Source organism: Klebsiella sp. GW_Kp181 (assembly GCF_040062315.1).
In the GTDB taxonomy this organism is placed as follows: Bacteria; Pseudomonadota; Gammaproteobacteria; order Enterobacterales; family Enterobacteriaceae; genus Klebsiella; species Klebsiella oxytoca.
On record NZ_JBEAFR010000087.1, the window covers coordinates 60,236 to 80,659 of the forward strand.

Below are 20,424 nucleotides of genomic sequence, written 5' to 3' on the forward strand. Positions count from 1 at the left end.
TCCTGTCATTGGCAACGCTCAGCGCCCTGTCAGCACGGCGTTAAGTTCGTCGCGCTCAATATCCAGCGCCAGAAACTCGGTCAGCGCAATCAGCAGCCCGCAGAACAAATCCGGCGCCAGGCGGATCAGTTTTTCACGGACCTGTTCCGCAGGCATCTGGCTCTTATCGGCAATCAACTTGACTACCCGGGCAAAAGCTTCCGGCTGCTGAATCAGCTGCTGCAGCGAATTATCATCGCGAAGCGGGACGTACCGCTGCGGGCAGTCCACTTCGATTTCCGCCGTCAGCGGCAGATCCCGCGATGAGCCGCCGACTCGGATCTGCCAGAGCCCCGGCGTCACGACCCAGTCGCCGAGGCCAGGATGATAGCAGGCCAGGTCGCCGATAGGCAGCTGCAGGCTGACCCGGCGGCACTCCCCTACGGCCAGCGCCACTTTACTGAAGGCTTTTAATGACTGCACTTCGCGAATCAGCTCTCCCTGAGGCGCGCTCACGTACAGCTGAACTATCTCCTTGCCTGCATACTCTCCGCAGTTGGTCAGATCGAACGAAACGGTAAGCGTCTCGCTTGCGCCTACACGGGAGGCTGAGAGCGCAATATTATCGTAAGCAAACCGGGTATAGCTTAAGCCAAAACCGAAGGGAAACTGCGGCGTCAGACAACGCTTGTCGTAATAGCGATAGCCGACAAAAAGCCCTTCTCCGTAATGATGGCGCAGGTTTTCGCCCGGATAGTGCAGCCAGGCCGGCGTTTCCTCCAGCGTATTAGGCACCGTCACCGTCAATTTACCGCAAGGGTTGCGCTGGCCGAAGAGGATTTCCGCAACCGCGCGCCCCATTCCTTGTCCGGCAAAAAACGTTTCCAGCAGCGCCTTGCACTCGCCAAGCCACGGCATCACCACCGCATCGCTATTTGCCAGCACCACTACGATATTCGGCTGGACTGCCGCCACTTCGCGAATCAACCGTTCATGCACCGGCAGAATATTCAGATCCTGACGATCGCCATTTTCACCATCTTCACCCACGGCGGTACTGACGAAAATCACCGCCACGTCAGCTTCCTGAGCGACCCGGCAGGCCTGCGCCAGCGCCTGTTCATCGCTGCGCAGATCGTCCGGCGCGCCTACGGCCCATGAGACGCTAAAATCGTCCCCGGCGAGATCGAAAATTTCATCCAGCGGGCGGTCGAGCAGATACGGCACCGTTGTCGCGCATCCGGACCCCTGGATCACCGGCTCCTGGGCTGGTTTACCCAGCACCGCAATACGCGGTGTTTTCTCCGGATGCAGCGGCAGCAGACTATCTTCGTTTTTCAGCAATACAATGGATTCGCCGGCCAGGCGCTGCGCCAGCGCGTGGTGCGCCGGGAAATCGGCTCGCGTTTCCGGGCGGCGATGGCGCTGAACCTTGTCGAGCAGTTTCAGCATGCGTAGACAGGCGCGGTCTACCACCGCCATCGGCACCTCTGCGGATTCAATAGCCGCCAGCAGAGTTTGTTTATCGCGGCGGGTTTCCGGCATCGCCAGATCGTTACCCGCCATCAGCGATGCCGGGCGATCTTTAATACCGTACCAGTCGGACATGACCAGGCCGTCATATCCCCACTCATCGCGCAATACCTGAGTGAGTAAAAACGGATCCTGCGAAGTTTGTACGCCGTTAAGACGATTGTACGAAGACATGACCGTCCACGGCTGGGATTTTGTGATCGCCCGCTGGAAACCCGCCAGGTAGATTTCCCGCAGCGCCCGTTCTTCAATGATCGAATCCATTTCCGTACGGCGGTACTCGGAGTTGTTCGCCGCAAAGTGTTTCAGGCTGGCGCCGACGCCCTCCTGTTGCAGACCGTTGATCAGCGCAGCAGCAATGTCGCCGCTGACCACCGGGTCTTCGGCATAATATTCATAGCCTCGACCAGCCAGCGGCGTACGGCGGATGTTAATGCCCGGTCCGAGCAGAATCCCAACCCCCATATGCTGGCACTCTCTTCCCAGCGCCTGCCCCATCTGATGCACCAGTTCAACGTCCCAACTACAGGCCAGGCTGGAACCGTTAGGAAAGCAGGTCGCCGGGAGCGACGTACTGAAGAGCGCCTCGCTTCCCCCTTTCGCGGTAGGTTCTTCCGCGCTGGCCTGGTCTGCTGTTTGGGTGATGACCGAAATAAAATCATCCATGCTCCACTTTTCCCGGCCATCAATCTGCGCGCTGCTGTAGCGAACGCCATAGGTACCGTCGGTCATAATGATATCTTCGATACCGTGCTGCGGCAGCGACGCGGTACGCCACAGGCCGCTGCCGGTCAGTAGCGCCACTTTATCTTCGATGCTCATCGCGGCGAGGGTGGTATTAAAATCGTTATTCATCTCTCTGGCTCCCTGAGGTTAAAGCGCGTTCTGTTTACGCAGGCTGATTTTTTGCACAATATCGCGATAGGTTTTTTCATCCAGCGAATAGCACGCGACAAATATGGCGCTGAGAGCAAACATCGCGCCGGGGAATAGCGTCATCAGTACGTTAATACCGTTAATTGCGCTGGCAGTAATGTTACCCGCGTCATAGTGATAATAGTCCAGCATCCATCCCGCACAGCCGCCGCCGATAGCCATTGCTATTTTGGTGATGAAATTAAAGAAGCCGTAGATGGCGCCTTCGGTACGCACCCCATGGTGCCACTCGGCATATTCCACGGTATCGGCAATCATTGACCACATGGAAACAAAGCCCATCCCCAGCGTAATGCTATACAAGCATACCCCGATCATAATCAGCCAGATATTGTCGCCAGCGATAAAATATTGCATAAGTACGCCGACAATGCCGATTAACAGCGCCACCAGAGTCATTTTCTTTTTACCTATCAGCGCAATGATTTTTTCCGAAATAACGGTGCCGACAATATACGCTGCGGACTGAATCATAAAGAAGGTCGACGTAAAACCTTCGCTGCCAATAATGTATTTAATGAAGTAAATAGCAATCGCCATCCACACGGTATAGGCAATATAAAAAAAGACGGTAAACATCGAGAGGTTAATAAGCGGCGCATTGCCTGCCACCGCCTTCAACATTTCCCGCAGCGTCGGCGCGGGAGTTTCCTCTTCCTCGCCAACGCGCTCTTTGGTCATTCCGAAACAGGCAAGGAACAAAAAGGTCGCCAGCAGCGCAAAGCAAGAGACCGCAAAGACGTAGCCCAGTTGCTTATCACTAAACGGGGAAATCAGCATATCGGCAGTAGTGGAAACAATCAGATAGCCAACAATCGCCAGCACAAACCGGTATACCGATAGCGATGAGCGGGAGGCTTCATGCTGGGTCAGACGATTAGTCAGCGCCGAATAAGGCGTATTCACCGCCGTATACGCCAGGCAATAAATGGTATAGGAGATCAGCGCAAAATAGAATTTTGCCTCACCGCCGAATGGCACAAAGCAGAGCACCGTTAAAAAGCCGAGCGGAATTGAGCCATATAACAACCACGGGCGTAGTTTACCGTAACGGCTGTGGGTTTTATCGATGGCAAAGCCAATCAGAATATTAAAAGCGGCATCAACCACGCGCGCAATAACAAAAATCAGGCTCGCCTGTACGGCGCTAATGCCGTAAATGTTGGTATAGAAAAAGAGTAAGAACAGAGAAACAAAACCGAACGATAAATTAGAGGCAAAATCACCAAAGCCATAACCTATTTTTTCTTTAACGCCGATAACCACATAGCTTGCCGATAGTTTTCCTGCTGTATCCATTTTAGGCTACCTGTTTTTGTAATCAGTGGCCTCAGTATATGGCGTTGCCTGGCGCACCGCTTTGCGTTATTTGTCCGGGGATTTCCTGTTTTTTGTCTTTATGCAGAAGTGTGAAAGGAGTCACAGGAGGAAGAATTCCGGCGGTAACCGCCGGAACTGAAATTATTAACCGTTACCGTTATTACGGCTGCTGGAGCGACGGTTGTTATTATTATTGCCCATCTGACTGTGGCGCTTAACCGCACGGCGAATCTGGTTCGCTTTCATACGGCGACGGTCTTTTTCAACCGCAACCTTAGAGCTGGTTTCCGGCGCAAGTTCGACCAGCTCGCGCAGGTAGTTGGTCTGCGCCAGGTCCAGCTCGGTATAGCCGCCGCGCGGCAGGCCTTTCGGCAGCAGAATATCGCCATAGCGCACGCGGATCAGGCGGCTGACCTGCACACCAACGGCTTCCCACAGGCGGCGAACTTCGCGATTACGGCCTTCCGTAAGGGTGACGTTGTACCACTGGTTGATCCCCTCGCCGCCGGTAAACTTGATAGTTTTAAACGCCGCCGGGCCGTCTTCAAGCTGCACGCCGCGAGCCAGCTGGCGCAGCTTGTCATCATCGATCTGCCCGAACACGCGCACCGCGTACTCACGTTCCACTTCGCGGCTCGGGTGCATCAGGCGATTCGCCAGCTCACCGTCGGTGGTAAACAGCAGCAGACCGCAGGTATTAACGTCCAGTCGGCCGACGGCAATCCAGCGCGCGCCGCGCAGCTTTGGCAGGCGATCGAACACCGTCGGACGTCCTTCCGGGTCATTACGGGTACAGAGTTCGCCTTCCGGCTTATAGTAAGCCAGCACGCGACAAATCTGTTCCGCAGACTCTTTCACCGAAATCAGGTGACCGTCGATGCGAATTTTTAAACCCGGGACAATTTCAACGCGATCGCCAAGGGTGGCGATTTTGCCATCGACGCTGACGCGGCCAGCTTCGATTTTGGCTTCGATTTCACGGCGGGAGCCGTGGCCAGCGCGGGCCAGCACTTTTTGTAATTTCTCGCTCATGGAGCTTCCTTAAGGTGTCGCCTTCCCAGGCGTCTGGTATACTTCGAAAAACAGGGAGTCGGATAGAATTCAACCTAACACCCTGTTCTGTAAATAAATGATGCATCGGCTCGTGTCGTTTTTTTATGTCACCGCAGCAGACATAACAGAGACACGCCTCTCGCGTGGCCGAACATGGTACACGAACTTGAGGATGAATGCTTCTTTGCATTACGCACATAGCACAACTTACCACGCGCCTCGGTGCAGGCGCATGGCAAGCAGACAGATGCCAGGCGGCATCATAGCTTCTTTTAAAGTGGATAAAACATCAGGCAGCGCTGAATGTCAGTATAAAGCAAACGGCAAGATGGTGTTCGCTGTATCCCCTTCCTTCCCTGGAGACAGGGCCATTACAGGAACGGCGTCACGTCACCCACGCCTTCACGCACCACCACCGGTACGTCTTCAGTAAGATCGATAACCGTGGTCGGCTGTTGTCCCAGATAGCCGCCGTGAATAATCAGGTCTACCTGCTTCTCCAGACGATCCTTGATCTCTTCCGGGTCGGATTCGGTAAAATCACTGCCCGGCAGCATCAACGAGGTGGAAAGCATCGGCTCGCCGAGCGTTTCCAGCAGCATCTGGGCAATCGGATTTGACGGTACGCGCATACCGATGGTTTTACGCTTATCCTGCAGCAGACGGCGCGGGACCTCTTTGGTGCCCTTAAGGATAAAGGTGTAATTACCCGGCGTATTATTTTTAATCAGACGGAAGGCGACGTTATCGACGAATGAATAGGTCGACAACTCGGACAGATCGCGGCACATCAGGGTAAAGTTGTGGCCGTTTGGCAGATTACGAATTCGGCAAATCCGCTCCATCGCGCCTTTATCTTCAATTTTGCAGCCTAAGGCGTAGCCGGAGTCGGTCGGATAGACGATCACCCCGCCTTTACGCACGATGTCCACCGCCTGGTTAATCAACCGCGCCTGTGGGTTTTCCGGATGGATATAAAAAAACTGGCTCATACTTCCCTCTCAATTTTGTTCTACGGCCACTTCCCAACTGCGCCAGATCCCTTCTACGCCAGCGGGTAGCCAAAGTTTGCGGCCCAGCTCGATCCACGGACAGGGCTGATGAAAATCAGACCCCTGCGAGGCATGAAGGCCATACTGCACGGCGTAAGCGGCAAGCTGAGCCCGCTCGTGCGGCGCCTGCTGACACTGGGCGACTTCCATCGCATCGCCTCCCTGCTCGCTAAAGTGGGCCAACAATCGTTTCAGCCACTTGGCAGAGAGGTCGTAGCGTCCGGGATGGGCAATGACCGCTTTACCGCCGGAATGATGAATGACATCAATCGCTTGTTTTATTGTACACCACTGAGGCGGAACGTAACCGGTTTTCCCGCGCGCCAGATACTTCTTAAAAACGTCAGCCATATTGTTGGCATAGCCGGCCTCCACCAGAAAGCGGGCGAAGTGGCCGCGGGTTACCGCGCCGCCGTCAGCCAGCTTCAGCGCCCCTTCCCAGGCGCCAGGGATCCGCGCTTTTTCCAGCCGCTCTGCAATCTGCTGTCCCCGCATCTGGCGGCGCGCTTTCTGCTCATCGAGCAGCGCGGTCATCGCCGGATGGGCGATATCAATATTCAGCCCGACAATATGGATTTCATGGTTTTCCCACAGCGTGGAGATTTCCACTCCGGATATCAGCGTCAACGGTAAACCGGCGCGTTCAATCTCCGCCCGGGCCGCGGGGATCGCCGCCACGGTATCGTGATCGGTTATCGCCAGGGTGCCGACGCGCATCTGATGCGCGCGATGGACAAGTTCTTCTGGAGTCAGTCGCCCGTCAGAGGCGATGGTATGGCTGTGCAGGTCGTAAATTACTGCGTAGTTGGTGTTGCTCAAGATGACTCCTGCTGGACATGAACCTGTACCCGTCATACTTTAAGTCACAAGCAGATTGACTGATGTTCTGCAGCTTAAGGGATTAAGGATAGTAATAAGCGCATCATCATACCGACTGATAGAGAAAATCTGCAAACGGGGGTTGACTTTAATCTCTCGGACTAGTTAACTAGTACGCAAGTTCACATGAAGGGGTATCATCAATGAAAACGCAACTCATCACTCTGCACGGCTGGTGGCGCACCTCCTGTTATCGGGCGGCGTGATCGCGTTTTGCACTCAGCATACAGATACCCGGCCCGCCAATGAGCGGGCTTTTTATTGGACAAATTATTACAGCGAACAGGCGACAACAAATAATGCAAACATCAAAACCGGCACTCGAGCTTCTCACCAGCGACGCCATCTATCGGGAAAACCCGACGGCGCTATTCCACCAGCTATGCGGCGCGCGTCCCGCCACCCTGCTGTTGGAATCCGCGGATATCGACAGTAAGGATGATTTGAAAAGCCTGCTGCTGGTGGATAGCGCGCTGCGTATTACCGCACTAGGTGACACTGTCACTATTCACGCACTTTCCGCCAACGGCACGGCGCTGCTGGAGCTGTTGGACAGCGCTCTGCCTTCAGGCATTAATAACCAGCGTCAGCCAAACGGTCGGGTATTAACTTTCCCGCCGGTCAGCGCGCTGTTAGATGAAGATGCCCGTCTGTGTTCACTGTCGGTATTCGACGCCTTTCGCCTGCTGCAGGAACTGATTACCGTACCGCAGGACGAACGCGAAGCCATGTTCTTCGGCGGTCTGTTCGCCTATGACCTCGTCGCCGGCTTTGAAAACCTACCGCCGCTGGAAAGCGACACTGCCTGCCCGGATTACTGCTTCTACCTGGCGGAAACGCTGCTGGTTATCGACCATCAGACTAAAAACACACGCATTCAGGCGAGCCTGTTCACCCCGCTGGAAAGCGAAAAGCAGCGTCTGCTGCAGCGCATCGCTCAGCTTCGTCAACAGCTGAACGAGCCGCCGGCGCCGCTGCCAGTGACGACGGTAGCCGAGATGCGCTGCGATTGCGACCAGAGCGACGAAGAGTACGGCGACGTGGTGCGTAAAATGCAGCGCGCCATCCGCGCGGGCGAGATTTTCCAGGTGGTACCTTCGCGCCGCTTCTCGCTGCCCTGTCCGTCGCCGCTGGCCGCTTATGATGTGCTGAAAAAGAGCAACCCCAGTCCGTACATGTTCTTTATGCAGGACAACGACTACACCCTGTTCGGCGCTTCGCCGGAAAGCTCGCTTAAGTACGATGCCAGCAATCGTCAGATTGAAATCTACCCGATAGCCGGTACCCGTCCGCGCGGCCGCCGCGCCGATGGTTCGCTGGATCGCGATCTCGACAGCCGTATTGAGCTGGAGATGCGCACCGACCATAAAGAGCTCTCCGAACATCTGATGCTGGTTGACCTTGCGCGTAACGACCTCGCGCGCATCTGTACGCCGGGAAGCCGCTATGTTGCCGACTTAACCAAAGTCGACCGTTACTCCTTCGTGATGCACCTTGTCTCCCGCGTGGTTGGCGAGCTGCGCAGCGATCTCGACGTTCTGCATGCTTATCGCGCCTGTATGAATATGGGCACCCTCAGCGGAGCGCCGAAAGTGCGCGCCATGCAGCTCATTGCCGCTGCCGAAGGCAAGCGCCGGGGCAGCTACGGCGGCGCGGTGGGCTACTTCACCGCCCATGGCGACCTCGATACCTGCATCGTCATTCGTTCTGCCTACGTGCAGGATGGCGTCGCCACGGTGCAGGCCGGCGCCGGTATCGTGCTCGACTCTGTTCCCCAGTCAGAAGCGGATGAAACCCGCAATAAAGCTCGCGCGGTGCTGCGCGCTATCGCCCAGGCCCACCACGCGAAGGAGATTTTCTAATGGCCGACATTCTGCTGCTCGATAATATCGATTCTTTCACCTATAACCTGGCAGACCAGCTGCGTTCGAACGGCCATAACGTGGTGATTTATCGCAATTCCGTCCCGGCGCAGGCGCTGATTGAGCGCATCGGCACCATGAACAATCCAGTACTGATGCTCTCCCCTGGCCCGGGAACCCCGAGCGAAGCGGGCTGTATGCCGGAGCTGCTGACCCGCATGCGCGGTAAGCTGCCGATTATCGGCATCTGCCTCGGTCACCAGGCGATTGTTGAAGCCTACGGCGGCTACGTCGGCCAGGCCGGTGAAATCCTTCACGGCAAGGCTTCAAGCATTGAACACGACGGCCAGGCGATGTTTGCCGGTCTGAGTAATCCTCTGCCGGTCGCCCGCTACCACTCGCTGGTGGGCAGCAATATCCCGGCCGGACTAACGATCAACGCCCACTTTAACGGCATGGTCATGGCGGTGCGTCACGACGCGGATCGCGTCTGCGGCTTCCAGTTCCATCCTGAATCGATTCTGACCACCCAGGGGGCGCGTCTGCTGGAACAGACTCTGGCCTGGGCGCTGCAGAAGCTGGAACAGACGAATACCCTCCAGCCGATTCTGGAAAAACTGTATCAGGCAGAAACCCTGAGCCAGCAGGAGAGCCACCAGCTGTTTTCCGCAGTGGTGCGCGGCGAAGTGAAGCCTGAGCAGCTGGCCGCCGCGCTGGTCAGCATGAAGGTACGCGGCGAGCATCCGCAGGAGATCGCCGGCGCCGCTACCGCGCTGCTGGAAAACGCCGCGCCGTTCCCGCGTCCGGATTATCCGTTTGCCGATATCGTCGGTACCGGCGGCGACGGCAGCAACAGTATCAATATTTCAACCGCCAGCGCGTTTGTGGCTGCCGCCTGCGGCCTGAAGGTCGCCAAACACGGCAACCGCAGCGTGTCGAGCAAGTCCGGTTCTTCCGACCTGCTGGCAGCATTCGGTATCAATCTCGATATGAATGCCGATAAATCTCGCCAGGCGCTGGATGAACTGGGCGTTTGCTTCCTGTTTGCGCCGAAATACCACACCGGTTTCCGTCACGCGATGCCGGTACGCCAGCAGCTCAAAACCCGAACCCTGTTCAACGTGCTCGGGCCGCTGATCAACCCGGCGCATCCGCCGCTGGCGCTGATTGGCGTCTACAGTCCGGAACTGGTGCTGCCGATTGCGGAAACCCTGCGCGTGCTGGGCTACCAGCGAGCCGCCGTGGTACATAGCGGCGGTATGGATGAAGTATCGCTGCACGCGCCGACGGTGGTCGCGGAGCTCAGCAACGGTGAGATCAAGAGCTACCAGTTGACCGCCGCCGACTTCGGCCTGACGCCGTACCATCAGGAGCAGCTGGCAGGCGGCACGCCGGAAGAAAACCGTGACATTCTTACGCGCTTACTACAAGGTAAAGGTGAAGCCGCTCACGAAGCCGCCGTTGCCGCCAACGTCGCCATGTTGATGCGTTTACATGGACACGAAGACCTGAAGGCCAACGCGCAGCAAGTCATCGATGTGCTGCACAGCGGAGCGGCCTATGACAGAGTGACCGCATTAGCGGCAAGAGGGTAAATAATGCAGACCGTTTTAGCAAAAATCGTGGCCGACAAAGCGATTTGGGTAGAAGCCCGCAAACAACAACAACCGTTAGCCAGTTTTCAAAATGAAGTGGTACCGACGAAGCGCAATTTTTACGATGCCCTCGCCGGCACCCGCACCGCATTTATTCTTGAGTGCAAAAAGGCCTCGCCATCAAAAGGCCTGATTCGCGAAGATTTTGACCCGGCGGCCATCGCCGGCGTCTACAAGCACTATGCCTCGGCTATCTCAGTGCTTTGCGATGAGAAGTATTTCCAGGGCAGCTTCGATTTTCTGCCGATGGTCAGCAAGGTCGCGCCGCAGCCGATTCTGTGTAAGGACTTTACTATCGATCCTTATCAAATCTACCTGGCGCGCTACTACCAGGCTGATGCCTGTCTGCTGATGCTTTCGGTGCTGGACGATGAGCAGTATCGTCAGCTCTCCGCCGTCGCGCATAGCCTGAACATGGGCGTGTTGACCGAAGTGAGCAATGAAGAGGAACTGGAGCGCGCAATTGCGCTGAAGGCTAAAGTGGTCGGCATCAACAATCGCGATCTGCGCGATATGTCGATTGACCTCAACCGCACCCGCACCCTGGCACCCCGCCTCGGTCATGGCGTCACGGTCATCAGCGAGTCCGGCATCCATACTTATGCTGAAGTGCGCGAATTAAGCCACTTTGCCAACGGCTTCCTGATTGGTTCTGCCCTGATGGAGCATGACGATCTGAACGCCGCCGTAAAACGCGTGCTGCTCGGTGAGAATAAGGTCTGCGGCCTGACCCGCCCCCAGGATGCCCAGGTGGCATATGAATCCGGCGCGATCTATGGCGGATTGATTTTCGTTCCGACGTCGCCGCGAGCGGTGAACGAGGCTCAGGCGCAAGCGGTAATTGCCAGCGCGCCTCTGAGCTATGTCGGCGTGTTCCGCAATTCGCCGGTGGCGGAAGTGATTGCCCGCGCGAAAAATCTGAGCTTAGCCGCTGTGCAACTCCACGGTAGCGAAGACCAGGCCTATATCGACGCCCTGCGCGCCGAATTACCGGGCAAGGTACAAATCTGGAAAGCCCTCAGCGTTGGCGAAACGCTACCGCCGCGCAATCTGAATCATGTCGACAAATACGTTCTCGACAATGGTCAGGGCGGCACCGGCCAGCGTTTCGACTGGTCTCTGCTGCAAGGCCAGGATCTGCGTAACGTTCTGTTGGCTGGCGGCCTCGGCGCCGATAACTGTGTGGAAGCCGCGAAAAGCGGCTGTGCCGGACTCGATTTTAATTCAGGCGTAGAGTCACAGCCGGGTATTAAAGATGCCAGCAAGCTGGCCTCGGTGTTTCAAACGCTGCGCGCATATTAAGGAGCAACAATGAGTACTTTACTGAATCCCTATTTCGGCGAATTCGGCGGGATGTACGTTCCGCAGATTCTGATGCCTGCCCTGCGCCAGCTGGAAGAAGCCTTCGTCAGCGCGCAGAAAGACCCGGCATTCCAGGCCGAATTTAGCGACCTGCTTAAAAACTACGCCGGTCGCCCGACGGCGCTGACCCAATGCCGTAACCTCACCGAAGGTACGCGCACGACCCTGTATCTGAAGCGGGAAGATCTGCTGCACGGCGGCGCACACAAAACTAACCAGGTGCTCGGCCAGGCGCTGCTGGCAAAACGCATGGGCAAAACGGAAATTATCGCCGAAACCGGCGCCGGTCAGCACGGCGTTGCCTCAGCCCTTGCCAGCGCCCTGCTCGGCCTGAAGTGCCGCATCTATATGGGCGCCAAAGATATCGAACGCCAGTCGCCGAACGTCTTCCGCATGCGCCTGATGGGTGCGGAAGTGATCCCGGTACATAGCGGCTCATCCACCCTGAAAGATGCCTGTAACGAGGCTTTGCGCGACTGGTCAGGCAGCTATGAAAAAGCCCACTACATGCTTGGCACCGCCGCTGGCCCGCATCCGTTCCCGACCATCGTGCGTGAATTCCAGCGCATGATTGGCGAAGAGACTAAAGCGCAGATCCTGGAGAAAGAAGGACGCCTGCCGGATGCGGTTATCGCCTGCGTTGGCGGCGGCTCCAATGCTATCGGCATGTTCGCTGACTTTATCGACGACACCGCCGTTGGCCTGATTGGCGTGGAGCCCGCGGGACATGGGATCGAAACCGGCGAACACGGGGCGCCGCTTAAGCACGGCCGCGTGGGCATCTACTTCGGTATGAAATCGCCGATGATGCAGACCGATGAGGGGCAGATTGAGGAGTCCTACTCCCTCTCCGCCGGTCTGGATTTCCCGTCCGTTGGCCCGCAGCATGCTTATTTAAACAGCATTGGTCGCGCCGATTACGTGTCGATTACCGATGATGAAGCGCTGGATGCTTTTAAAGCGCTCTCCCGCCATGAAGGGATTATTCCGGCGCTGGAATCCTCCCATGCCCTGGCGCACGCGCTAAAAATGATGCGCGAAAACCCGGAAAAAGAGCAGCTGCTGGTGGTTAACCTCTCCGGCCGCGGCGATAAAGACATCTTCACCGTACACGATATTTTAAAAGCGCGAGGGGAAATCTGATGGAACGTTATGAGACGCTGTTTGCACAACTGAAAGCTCGCCGGGAAGGCGCGTTTGTTCCCTTCGTCACCCTCGGCGACCCTAATCCTGAGCTGTCGCTGAAAATTATCGATACGCTGATTGAAGCCGGTGCCGACGCGCTGGAGCTGGGCATTCCTTTCTCTGACCCGCTGGCGGATGGCCCGACGATCCAGGACGCCACCCTGCGCGCTTTTGCCGCCGGGGTGACGCCCGCGCAATGCTTCGAGATGCTGACGGCGATTCGCCAGAAGCACCCGACGATTCCAGTCGGGCTGCTGATGTACGCCAACCTGGTGTTCAGCCCCGGTATCGATGAATTCTACGCCGCGTGCGAACGCGCTGGCGTCGATTCGGTGCTGGTGGCCGATGTGCCGGTTGAAGAGTCCGCGCCGTTCCGCCAGGCCGCGCTGCGCCACAATATCGCGCCGATTTTCATCTGCCCGCCGAATGCCGATGACGATCTGCTGCGCCAGATCGCCTCTTACGGGCGCGGCTATACCTACCTGCTGTCGCGGGCGGGCGTAACCGGTGCGGAAAACCGCGCCGCGCTGCCGCTGCATCATCTGATTGAAAAGCTGGCCGAGTACAACGCCGCCCCGCCGCTGCAAGGATTTGGCATCTCGGCGCCGGAGCAGGTTACCGCCGCGATTGACGCAGGCGCGGCCGGGGCGATTTCCGGCTCTGCCATCGTCAAAATTATCGAGCGCAACGTGAACGACCCGCAGGCCATGCTGGCAGAATTAAAGACCTTCGCCCGCAGTCTGAAAGCCGCCACTAAAGCCGCCTGATGATGCTTTCCGTCCGGCCCTGGGCCGGGCGGTTATTTCAGCGGTAAGCTGTCGGCGTATTTACGCGTCAGACGAAACCGCGCCATCACCTCTTCTTGCGGCCATCCGGCCAACATCATAGCTATCGGCCGTTTTTGCGCCCGAGAGACATCCTTTTATGAACGGGACGGCTTCAAGGGGGATAGCAGCCTGTAAATGCCCGATGAACACCTCAATGTAAAAAGATCGCTGCCGCACAAAAATTGGGGTTGATATCTTAAATGAGAAATATTATCTTTCTCATTACCGAATAGTTGAGTAAACAACTCAGGTATTCGGTACGACATTGCTCACATTGCTTCCAGTATTTTTGCCCGCACTTGTGCGGGCTTTTTTTCGGCCGACATCCAGTATGTCCCTCCCGATAGCGCGCCGGACGCGGCCTCCAGCCGCGATCCGAAACACCTATTACCAGGAAAGCTGTCTGCCAACCCTCCAACTCTGTACGAATGTGGATAGCTGCGGTCTCTCGTGTTAATGCAGGGCCTGACTGGCGTCATACCTTGCGGGCACCACTAATGGCGGCAGAAAGCGTGAGCCAATCGCTAAAGATAGGCCACCGGGACAAAATACTGGATGGTGTAATAAGGCCGATCGTTACCTGACGTCACGTTTTGCGGCTGAACAAAACGTTCGATATCGTAGCCCTCGCGGCGATACAGCCCGAGCTCAGGAAGATGTTTCATATAAACATTATTTGACAGTAAAACATAATCCTCCCAGCTACCGCTAAATTCCATGCCCAGGTATAAACCCCGCTTAGCGACCCTTATCTCGCGGAAAGGGCGTTCCCGTGAGCTCACTGGTGCACCAATAAAACTGCCGATGGTCACTTTATAGAGATTATTGGCGGCAGGTGAGAATTCAGAGAGGATATAGATGTCTCGCTCGCCGCCCGACATTTCCACCGCGATTTTCCGCCTGGTGACATTTTTCCTGGCGCAGATACCCTCGGCCAGGGAGAGCGTATAGGTGAAGCCGTATCCAGAAAAGGTTTGCTCTTCGAGAAAACAAAGCCAGGGTACAGGCAGTCTGTCGCCCTGCGGCCCCACCTTCTGATAGAGCGCCGACATATCCCAGTATGCTGAATGTCGATACTGGCTGGGGCAGCGACCAAAGGCTTTTTTAAACTCGCGGGAAAAGGTTTGATGAGAGTCAAAATGCAGTGAGCAGGCAATAGATGAAATAGGTTGGTGAGTCAGCCTGAGTTTACCGGCAGCAAGCGTCATGCGGCGCATTCTGATATACTTGCCGACAGGCAGTCCGGCATATTCATGGAATATATTATAAACTGAACGCCGCGAATATCCCACGCCACGGGCGATATCTTCGACCGATGGATTTATTGTCAGGCGAGACTCAATCCATTCAACTATTTCATTAAAAACATTTTCTTTCATTGCGGTAAATGACATCCATATCAAATTTTAGCCCGCTGGTATTTTACCAGTAATTAAGTATTGACACTAAGCTTTTTGTGCATAATAAAAATTTATCGCGGAGCGCATTCACAAAAATGGAGCCTGTAAACCCCAGCCATATGAAAAATAAGATTTTTCTTAGAAAAAATATCTCAAATCTCATTTTGCAGACAAATGTTGCTTTTTTTGCAGACCTACAATATCTTATTTTAAACTTTAAAAGCAGATCGCGACTATTAAGCTCACTTTTTTAACAGCTATATTTTTACCGGCATTCTTTTAAATCAGAGTGCATATATTAATAACTATGTGAATCTATGTATGCTTAATATTTTGATCAATACCAAAAACGTCTACTCAAAACACGCTATAAAACAAATGGTTATGGAATCCATCACCACAGACGAAAACGTTATCTTTGAAGATAAGTACACTCAAAGCAACATTGCACAAGCACATATCATATTCACCGAAATGGAACCTGGAGAGATCTTTTTGTGCCATGATGAGTTGAAATATAAAAAAGAAAAAAGCTTGCTATTTATTCTTCAAGAGAAAAAAAGCGTATCTTCCAAAAGTGAAATCCCTAACTGCACAAAAGATTGTTTATTTTTATACAAATCCGATTCAATTCCTGTGATTACGGGGAAAATATACATTCATATAAATTTATTTTTATTAAGAGGATATGAAGATATTGCACCAAAGGTAAATCTTTGTATCAACTGCCCATGTAAATCAATAACCCATGCGCAGTCAAAAGTAATACATGCTCTCAGTCTTGGATTGAACCAAATGCAAATAGCCCGTGAGTTAAAAGTCAACTATAAAACCGTGTACTCGCATAAAAAAAACGTTATGCATGATTTTAAAATAAAAGGCACTCAGGATCTTAATAAATTCATGCATGTATTGAATAAAAGAAAACAATTTATTTCTTAGCTATCCACTCATCTGAGGGATCTTTGCAAAACCTGTAGCCACTAACAAGAGATCGTCAATACCGCTACGCCTGCCGTCACAGGCCGGCCAGGCCCGGTGCCGACCATACCGTCTTTTTTCAGCGCGCTCCCGAGATAAAGCCCTACAGGAATGATAGTATTCAGTGCAGTAAACGCAGGCACAACCTCTATCCCGGGAGCGATTTATGCACGAAGAAGTACCACTGAAATATTACGACATTGCGGATGAGTATTCGAAGGAGTCCGCCGAGCCCGTCAGCGAGTCAGAACGTGAGCCCCTGGCGCGCTATTTTCAACTGCTGATTACGCGGCTGATGAATAACGAGGAAATCAGCGAGGAGGCGCAGGGAGAGATGGCCATACAGGCGGGGATTGATGAACAGCGGATCGATGATATAGCGATATTCCTGAATAAATGGGGTAATGAGTAGCGGTTGACGCGGACGTTCCGCGGATTGATTGCGGCAAATGACGCATCGGCAATCGCGGCAGCGGACTTCGCGTCGGGACGTGCAATAAAGCTGGTCATGACGACCAGCTTTGAGCAAGAATTTAGAACCGATAACCCGCAGAGAACATAAACACCCACGGATCCAGACGGATACTGTCGTGCTGCTGCGCGCCCGCCAGCTTATAGTTGGCGGTGGTGTCGATATCCATGTACCACACCGACATGTTAATCAGCCAGTCGCGGTTAATCAGATAGTCCATCCCCACCTGCCCCGCGGCTCCCCAGGAGTCTTTCAGGCTCAGGTCAGAAATGCCCGTCTTTTTACCCGTATCGTTCACGCTTTCGTCAAAGAAAGTCGTGTAGTTGATACCTGCGCCAATATACGGACGCAGCTTGCTGCTGGCGTCGCCAAAGTACCACTGTGCCATTAGCGTCGGTGGTAAATGATGAACGGTCGCAATATTGCCGGTTGCCGCCGTTCCGACTTTGTGGCGGAAAGGCGTGGCGGCCAGCAGCTCTACGCCGATGTTGTCCGTCGCCATATAGGTGAACGTCAGGCCCAGTTGAGTATTATTGCTAACGTTAAAGCCCCCCAGACTGCCTAACGTTCCGCCCGCGCCTTCTGATGGTCTGACCGTAGCCGAACCCGCACGAATAAAGAATTCCCCAGCTTCATGCGCCCAGACGCTACCGGTGGAAAGCGTGCCCAGAATAACAACCGCCGCTGCTAACTTTTTCATACCCACTTCCTCATTATGGTTATTCAGCGCAAGAATATACCCATAATGAATTATGTTTGATCCAACATAGATCACATTAAGTGGGCAAATTTAACATTTATTGATCCAGATTAATTTTCACTTTCTCAATGCAATCAGTGATAAACGAGATGTATCAAGTTCTCCCTTGTCGCTTCTCAACAGAGGTCATCGCCGATTTCCCCTCCTATTTACAAAGATATACTTAGCGCGCAGGAGCAGAGACTGCTACCCAGCCGCGATTTGCGGTACAATCGCCGGCTAGTTAATACCTGCAATACTCAAGGAGAATGCATGTCTATCACGGCGAAGTCCGTCTACCGTGACACCGGGAACTTTTTCCGCAATCAGTTCGTTACTATCCTGCTGATTGCGCTGTTATGCGCGTTCATTACGGTAGTACTTGGCCATGCCTTTTCACCCAGTGAAGAGCAGCTGTCGATTCTGAGTCAGGGCGATAGCCTGGCGGGCAGCGGCGGGCTGTTCGAACTGGTTCAGAGCATGACGCCGGAGCAGCAGCAAATTCTGCTGCGCGCGTCCGCAGCCTCGACCTTCTCCGGGCTGGTTGGCAACGCCATTCTTGCCGGCGGCGTTCTGCTGATGATCCAGATGGTCTCCGCCGGCCAGAGAGTCAGCGCCCTGCGTGCGATCGGCGCTTCCGCGCCGGTGCTGCCAAAGCTGCTGCTGCTGATCCTGCTGACGACGTTTGTTGTGCAGATGGGGATGATGCTGGTGGTGGTGCCGGGCGTCCTGCTCGCCATTGTGCTCTCTTTCGCGCCGATCATGCTGGTACAGGATAAAGTTGGTATTTTCAGCGCCATGCGTAGCAGTATGCGCCTGGCCTGGGCCAACGTACGCCTGGTGGCGCCGGCAATTATCGGCTGGCTGCTGGCGAAAACGCTGCTTCTGCTGTTTGCATCCAGCTTCGCGGTCCTGACGCCAAACGTTGGCGCGGTGGTAATAAATACCCTCAGCAATCTGATCTCCGCATTGTTGCTGATCTATTTATTCCGCTTGTATATGCTCATTCGTAACTAACTTAACCCGGGGCGGCGCGACCTGCCCCTACCTGAACGACGGAATCGATGTATGAAGCAGTTTCTGGATTTTTTACCGCTGGTAGTCTTCTTCGCATTCTACAAGCTTTATGATATCTACGCCGCGACGACCGCGCTGATTATCGCCACCGCTATCGTGCTGATTTACAGCTGGGTACGCTATCGCAAAGTCGAAAAAATGGCGTTAATTACCTTCGTGCTGGTCGCCGTATTCGGCGGCTTAACCATCTTTTTCCACAACGACGAATTTATTAAGTGGAAAGTGACGGTTATCTACGTCCTGTTCGCCAGCGCCCTGCTGTTCAGCCAGTGGGTGATGAAGAAGCCATTGATCCAGCGTATGCTGGGTAAAGAGCTGACGCTGCCGCAGCAGGTGTGGTCACGTCTCAATCTGGCCTGGGCGGTGTTTTTCATCCTTTGCGGGCTGGCGAATATCTACATCGCTTTCTGGCTGCCGCAGAATATCTGGGTCAACTTCAAGGTCTTCGGCCTGAGCGCTCTGACGCTGGTATTCACCCTGCTGAGCGGCGTGTATATTTATCGCCATATGCCGCAGGACGACAACCACTAACCTTTCCCCCACGGCGCGCCGCCCGGCGTGCCGTGTTATTCGTTTCCCCCTTGTATAAACCACTTCAACTGAATCGATTCGTAATGTAAGATATTTCTCACAGGAGATGGCATTCCTCCTTGAACCGCCATGTGGCTAATGATGCCTGCTTTTTATTCCCGGACCGGGAATGGGCAGGCCTATCTGAATGGCTGGCACCGCGTCCGGGAAGATTCATCTTCTAAGGATCCGACGATGCGCGCATACCGCTTTTCATCACTCTCTTTGCTTTTATTCCTCGGGAAATGGCTGCTCCTCGCTTTTATCATTGCGGTGCTGGCGGGCACGGCCTCGGCATTTTTTCTTTTCTCACTGGAGTGGGCTACGGCAACGCGGGAAGCTCACCGCTGGCTTATCTGGCTCCTGCCGTTTGCCGGATTTGCCGTCGGCTGGATCTATCTGCGCTACGGTACCTGCGTGGAGGCCGGCAACAACCTGATTCTGGAAGAGATCCATGACCCTAAATGCATCATTCCCCTACGGATGGCGCCGCTGGTATTTTTCGGCACCGTTGTTTCTCATCTGTTTGGCGCCTCCGTCGGGCGTGAAGGCACGGCGGTACAGATGGGGGCCTCGATCGCCGATCGCTTCACGGCCATTTTCCGTCTTAACCACGATGCACGGTCAATGGTGCTGATGGCCGGGATCAGCGCCGGTTTCTCTTCGGTTTTCGGTACCCCGCTCGCCGGAGCGCTCTTCGGGCTCGAAGTTCTGGCTATCGGACGGATAAACTACAACGCCATTCTTCCTTGCCTGTTTGCCGCAATTATTGCCGATCGAGTCGGCATCATGTGGGGCGTGCAGCATACGCACTACTTTATTGCCAGCTTTCCCACGCTAACGCTCTGGACGCTGCTGGCAATCATTATCGCCGGCTGCTGCTTTGGCCTCGCGGCGCGCATTTTTGCCGACAGCACGCAGGCAATCGGCGCGTTGATGAAAAAACGGATTCACTACGCGCCGCTGCGGCCGTTTATTGGCGGACTGGCGATTGCCTGCGCGGTCTGGCTGCTGCACGGAGAGCGCTATATTGGCCTGGGCATATCGGTGATAGTGGACGCTTTCCAGCAACCGCTGGCACCGTGGGATAGCTTAGGCAAACTGCTCTTCACCGCCGTCTCTTTAGGTAGCGGATTTAAAGGTGGTGAAGTCACTCCGCTGTTTTATGTCGGTGCGACGCTGGGCAATGCGCTGGCGCCGCTGCTGCATATGCCGCTCGGCTTTCTGGCCGGAATAGGTTTTGTCGCCGTCTTTGCCGGGGCGGCGAATACGCCTGTTGCCTCAACGCTGATGGCGATTGAGCTGTTTGGTTCTGAAATCGGTATTTACGCCGCGCTGGCCTGCGTGGTGGCCTGGCTGGTCTCAGGCTATAGCGGTATTTATCGTTCGCAGCGTATAGCCTGCCGAAAACAGAGCGATGTGCCGACTGGCATCAGGCTGTCAGAATTCCCGGAGTGGTACCAGTCACAAAAAAGCCGACAAAAGGCCGACAAAGAGACGCCCGCCTCCTGACAATCGCACCTGGAAGCCGGTGAGGGTAAG

The 20,424-nt window shown here is 54.8% G+C and carries 17 protein-coding genes, 1 riboswitch and 1 other annotated feature; of the genes, 10 read left to right on the forward strand and 7 right to left on the reverse strand.

Going from position 1 to position 20,424, the window contains the following annotated elements; translation table 11 throughout:
• Window positions 1-18 precede the first annotated feature (18 nt).
• The 5 genes from ABLV11_RS26705 to rnm form a co-directional block, all read right to left on the reverse strand.
• Window positions 19-2,367, reverse strand: coding sequence for a glycoside hydrolase family 3 C-terminal domain-containing protein (locus ABLV11_RS26705; protein WP_202030209.1), 2,349 nt, complete (start codon window positions 2,365-2,367; stop codon window positions 19-21).
• 18 nt (window positions 2,368-2,385) lie between these two features.
• Entirely contained in the window at window positions 2,386-3,747 is a 1,362-nt protein-coding gene (locus ABLV11_RS26710) for an MFS transporter (protein WP_348856042.1), read from the reverse strand.
• 165 nt (window positions 3,748-3,912) lie between these two features.
• Window positions 3,913-4,800 (reverse strand): 23S rRNA pseudouridine(2605) synthase RluB, encoded by an 888-nt coding sequence (rluB, locus tag ABLV11_RS26715; protein WP_004101377.1) that lies wholly within the window; start codon window positions 4,798-4,800, stop codon window positions 3,913-3,915.
• A 392-nt stretch (window positions 4,801-5,192) separates the two neighbouring features.
• Window positions 5,193-5,813 carry an L-threonylcarbamoyladenylate synthase gene (locus tag ABLV11_RS26720; protein ID WP_004101372.1) on the reverse strand — a complete coding sequence of 207 codons (621 nt, stop codon included), beginning with the start codon at window positions 5,811-5,813 and terminating at the stop codon, window positions 5,193-5,195.
• 9 nt (window positions 5,814-5,822) lie between these two features.
• Window positions 5,823-6,692 carry an RNase AM gene (rnm, locus tag ABLV11_RS26725; RefSeq protein ID WP_004112415.1) on the reverse strand — a complete coding sequence of 290 codons (870 nt, stop codon included), beginning with the start codon at window positions 6,690-6,692 and terminating at the stop codon, window positions 5,823-5,825.
• Window positions 6,693-6,919: 227 nt separating this feature from the next.
• Window positions 6,920-7,015 (forward strand) — a sequence feature (Trp leader region).
• Between the two features lie 36 nt (window positions 7,016-7,051).
• Here rnm and ABLV11_RS26730 point away from each other — a divergent pair.
• Genes ABLV11_RS26730 through trpA form a run of 5 tightly spaced genes read left to right on the forward strand, consistent with a single transcriptional unit; the run spans window position 7,052 to window position 13,583 of the window.
• Complete coding sequence (locus ABLV11_RS26730) at window positions 7,052-8,614, forward strand: anthranilate synthase component 1 (protein ID WP_348856047.1); 1,563 nt, start codon at window positions 7,052-7,054, stop codon at window positions 8,612-8,614.
• Window positions 8,614-10,209 carry a bifunctional anthranilate synthase glutamate amidotransferase component TrpG/anthranilate phosphoribosyltransferase TrpD gene (gene trpD, locus ABLV11_RS26735; protein ID WP_348856048.1) on the forward strand — a complete coding sequence of 532 codons (1,596 nt, stop codon included), beginning with the start codon at window positions 8,614-8,616 and terminating at the stop codon, window positions 10,207-10,209. Before ABLV11_RS26730 ends, trpD begins: the two co-directional genes overlap by 1 nt.
• A 3-nt stretch (window positions 10,210-10,212) precedes the next feature.
• Window positions 10,213-11,571 (forward strand): bifunctional indole-3-glycerol-phosphate synthase TrpC/phosphoribosylanthranilate isomerase TrpF, encoded by a 1,359-nt coding sequence (trpCF, locus tag ABLV11_RS26740; RefSeq protein WP_348856050.1) that lies wholly within the window; start codon window positions 10,213-10,215, stop codon window positions 11,569-11,571.
• 9 nt (window positions 11,572-11,580) lie between these two features.
• Window positions 11,581-12,774: a tryptophan synthase subunit beta gene (gene trpB, locus ABLV11_RS26745; RefSeq protein ID WP_004101367.1), complete on the forward strand. Its 1,194-nt coding sequence runs from the start codon at window positions 11,581-11,583 to the stop codon at window positions 12,772-12,774.
• Window positions 12,774-13,583: a tryptophan synthase subunit alpha gene (trpA, locus tag ABLV11_RS26750; protein WP_004101366.1), complete on the forward strand. Its 810-nt coding sequence runs from the start codon at window positions 12,774-12,776 to the stop codon at window positions 13,581-13,583. Before trpB ends, trpA begins: the two co-directional genes overlap by 1 nt.
• Before the next feature lie 584 nt (window positions 13,584-14,167).
• On the opposite strand, the gene ABLV11_RS26755 is transcribed toward trpA, so the two are convergent.
• Window positions 14,168-15,022 carry a helix-turn-helix domain-containing protein gene (locus ABLV11_RS26755; protein ID WP_348856052.1) on the reverse strand — a complete coding sequence of 285 codons (855 nt, stop codon included), beginning with the start codon at window positions 15,020-15,022 and terminating at the stop codon, window positions 14,168-14,170.
• A 342-nt stretch (window positions 15,023-15,364) separates the two neighbouring features.
• On the opposite strand from ABLV11_RS26755, the gene ABLV11_RS26760 reads away from it, so the two are divergent.
• Both ABLV11_RS26760 and ABLV11_RS26765 read left to right on the forward strand, forming a co-directional pair.
• Window positions 15,365-15,985 (forward strand): LuxR C-terminal-related transcriptional regulator, encoded by a 621-nt coding sequence (locus ABLV11_RS26760; RefSeq protein ID WP_004101364.1) that lies wholly within the window; start codon window positions 15,365-15,367, stop codon window positions 15,983-15,985.
• Window positions 15,986-16,190: 205 nt separating this feature from the next.
• On the forward strand, window positions 16,191-16,436 hold the full coding sequence (locus ABLV11_RS26765) for a DUF2543 family protein (protein ID WP_126488984.1): 246 nt from the start codon (window positions 16,191-16,193) through the stop codon (window positions 16,434-16,436).
• Between the two features lie 121 nt (window positions 16,437-16,557).
• Here the strand turns inward: ABLV11_RS26765 and ompW are convergent, their stop codons facing one another.
• Window positions 16,558-17,196: an outer membrane protein OmpW gene (ompW, locus tag ABLV11_RS26770; RefSeq protein WP_004101362.1), complete on the reverse strand. Its 639-nt coding sequence runs from the start codon at window positions 17,194-17,196 to the stop codon at window positions 16,558-16,560.
• Between the two features lie 312 nt (window positions 17,197-17,508).
• On the opposite strand from ompW, the gene ABLV11_RS26775 reads away from it, so the two are divergent.
• From ABLV11_RS26775 to ABLV11_RS26785, 3 genes are all read left to right on the forward strand, one after another.
• A complete protein-coding gene (locus tag ABLV11_RS26775; protein ID WP_004101361.1) occupies window positions 17,509-18,252 on the forward strand; it encodes a YciC family protein in 744 nt (247 codons plus the stop codon).
• 51 nt (window positions 18,253-18,303) lie between these two features.
• Window positions 18,304-18,843 (forward strand): septation protein A, encoded by a 540-nt coding sequence (locus ABLV11_RS26780; RefSeq protein WP_348856056.1) that lies wholly within the window; start codon window positions 18,304-18,306, stop codon window positions 18,841-18,843.
• A gap of 93 nt (window positions 18,844-18,936) precedes the next feature.
• Window positions 18,937-18,998, forward strand: a riboswitch (Fluoride riboswitch).
• A 79-nt stretch (window positions 18,999-19,077) separates the two neighbouring features.
• Window positions 19,078-20,394: a voltage-gated chloride channel family protein gene (locus tag ABLV11_RS26785; protein WP_024274049.1), complete on the forward strand. Its 1,317-nt coding sequence runs from the start codon at window positions 19,078-19,080 to the stop codon at window positions 20,392-20,394.
• Window positions 20,395-20,424: the final 30 nt, after the last annotated feature.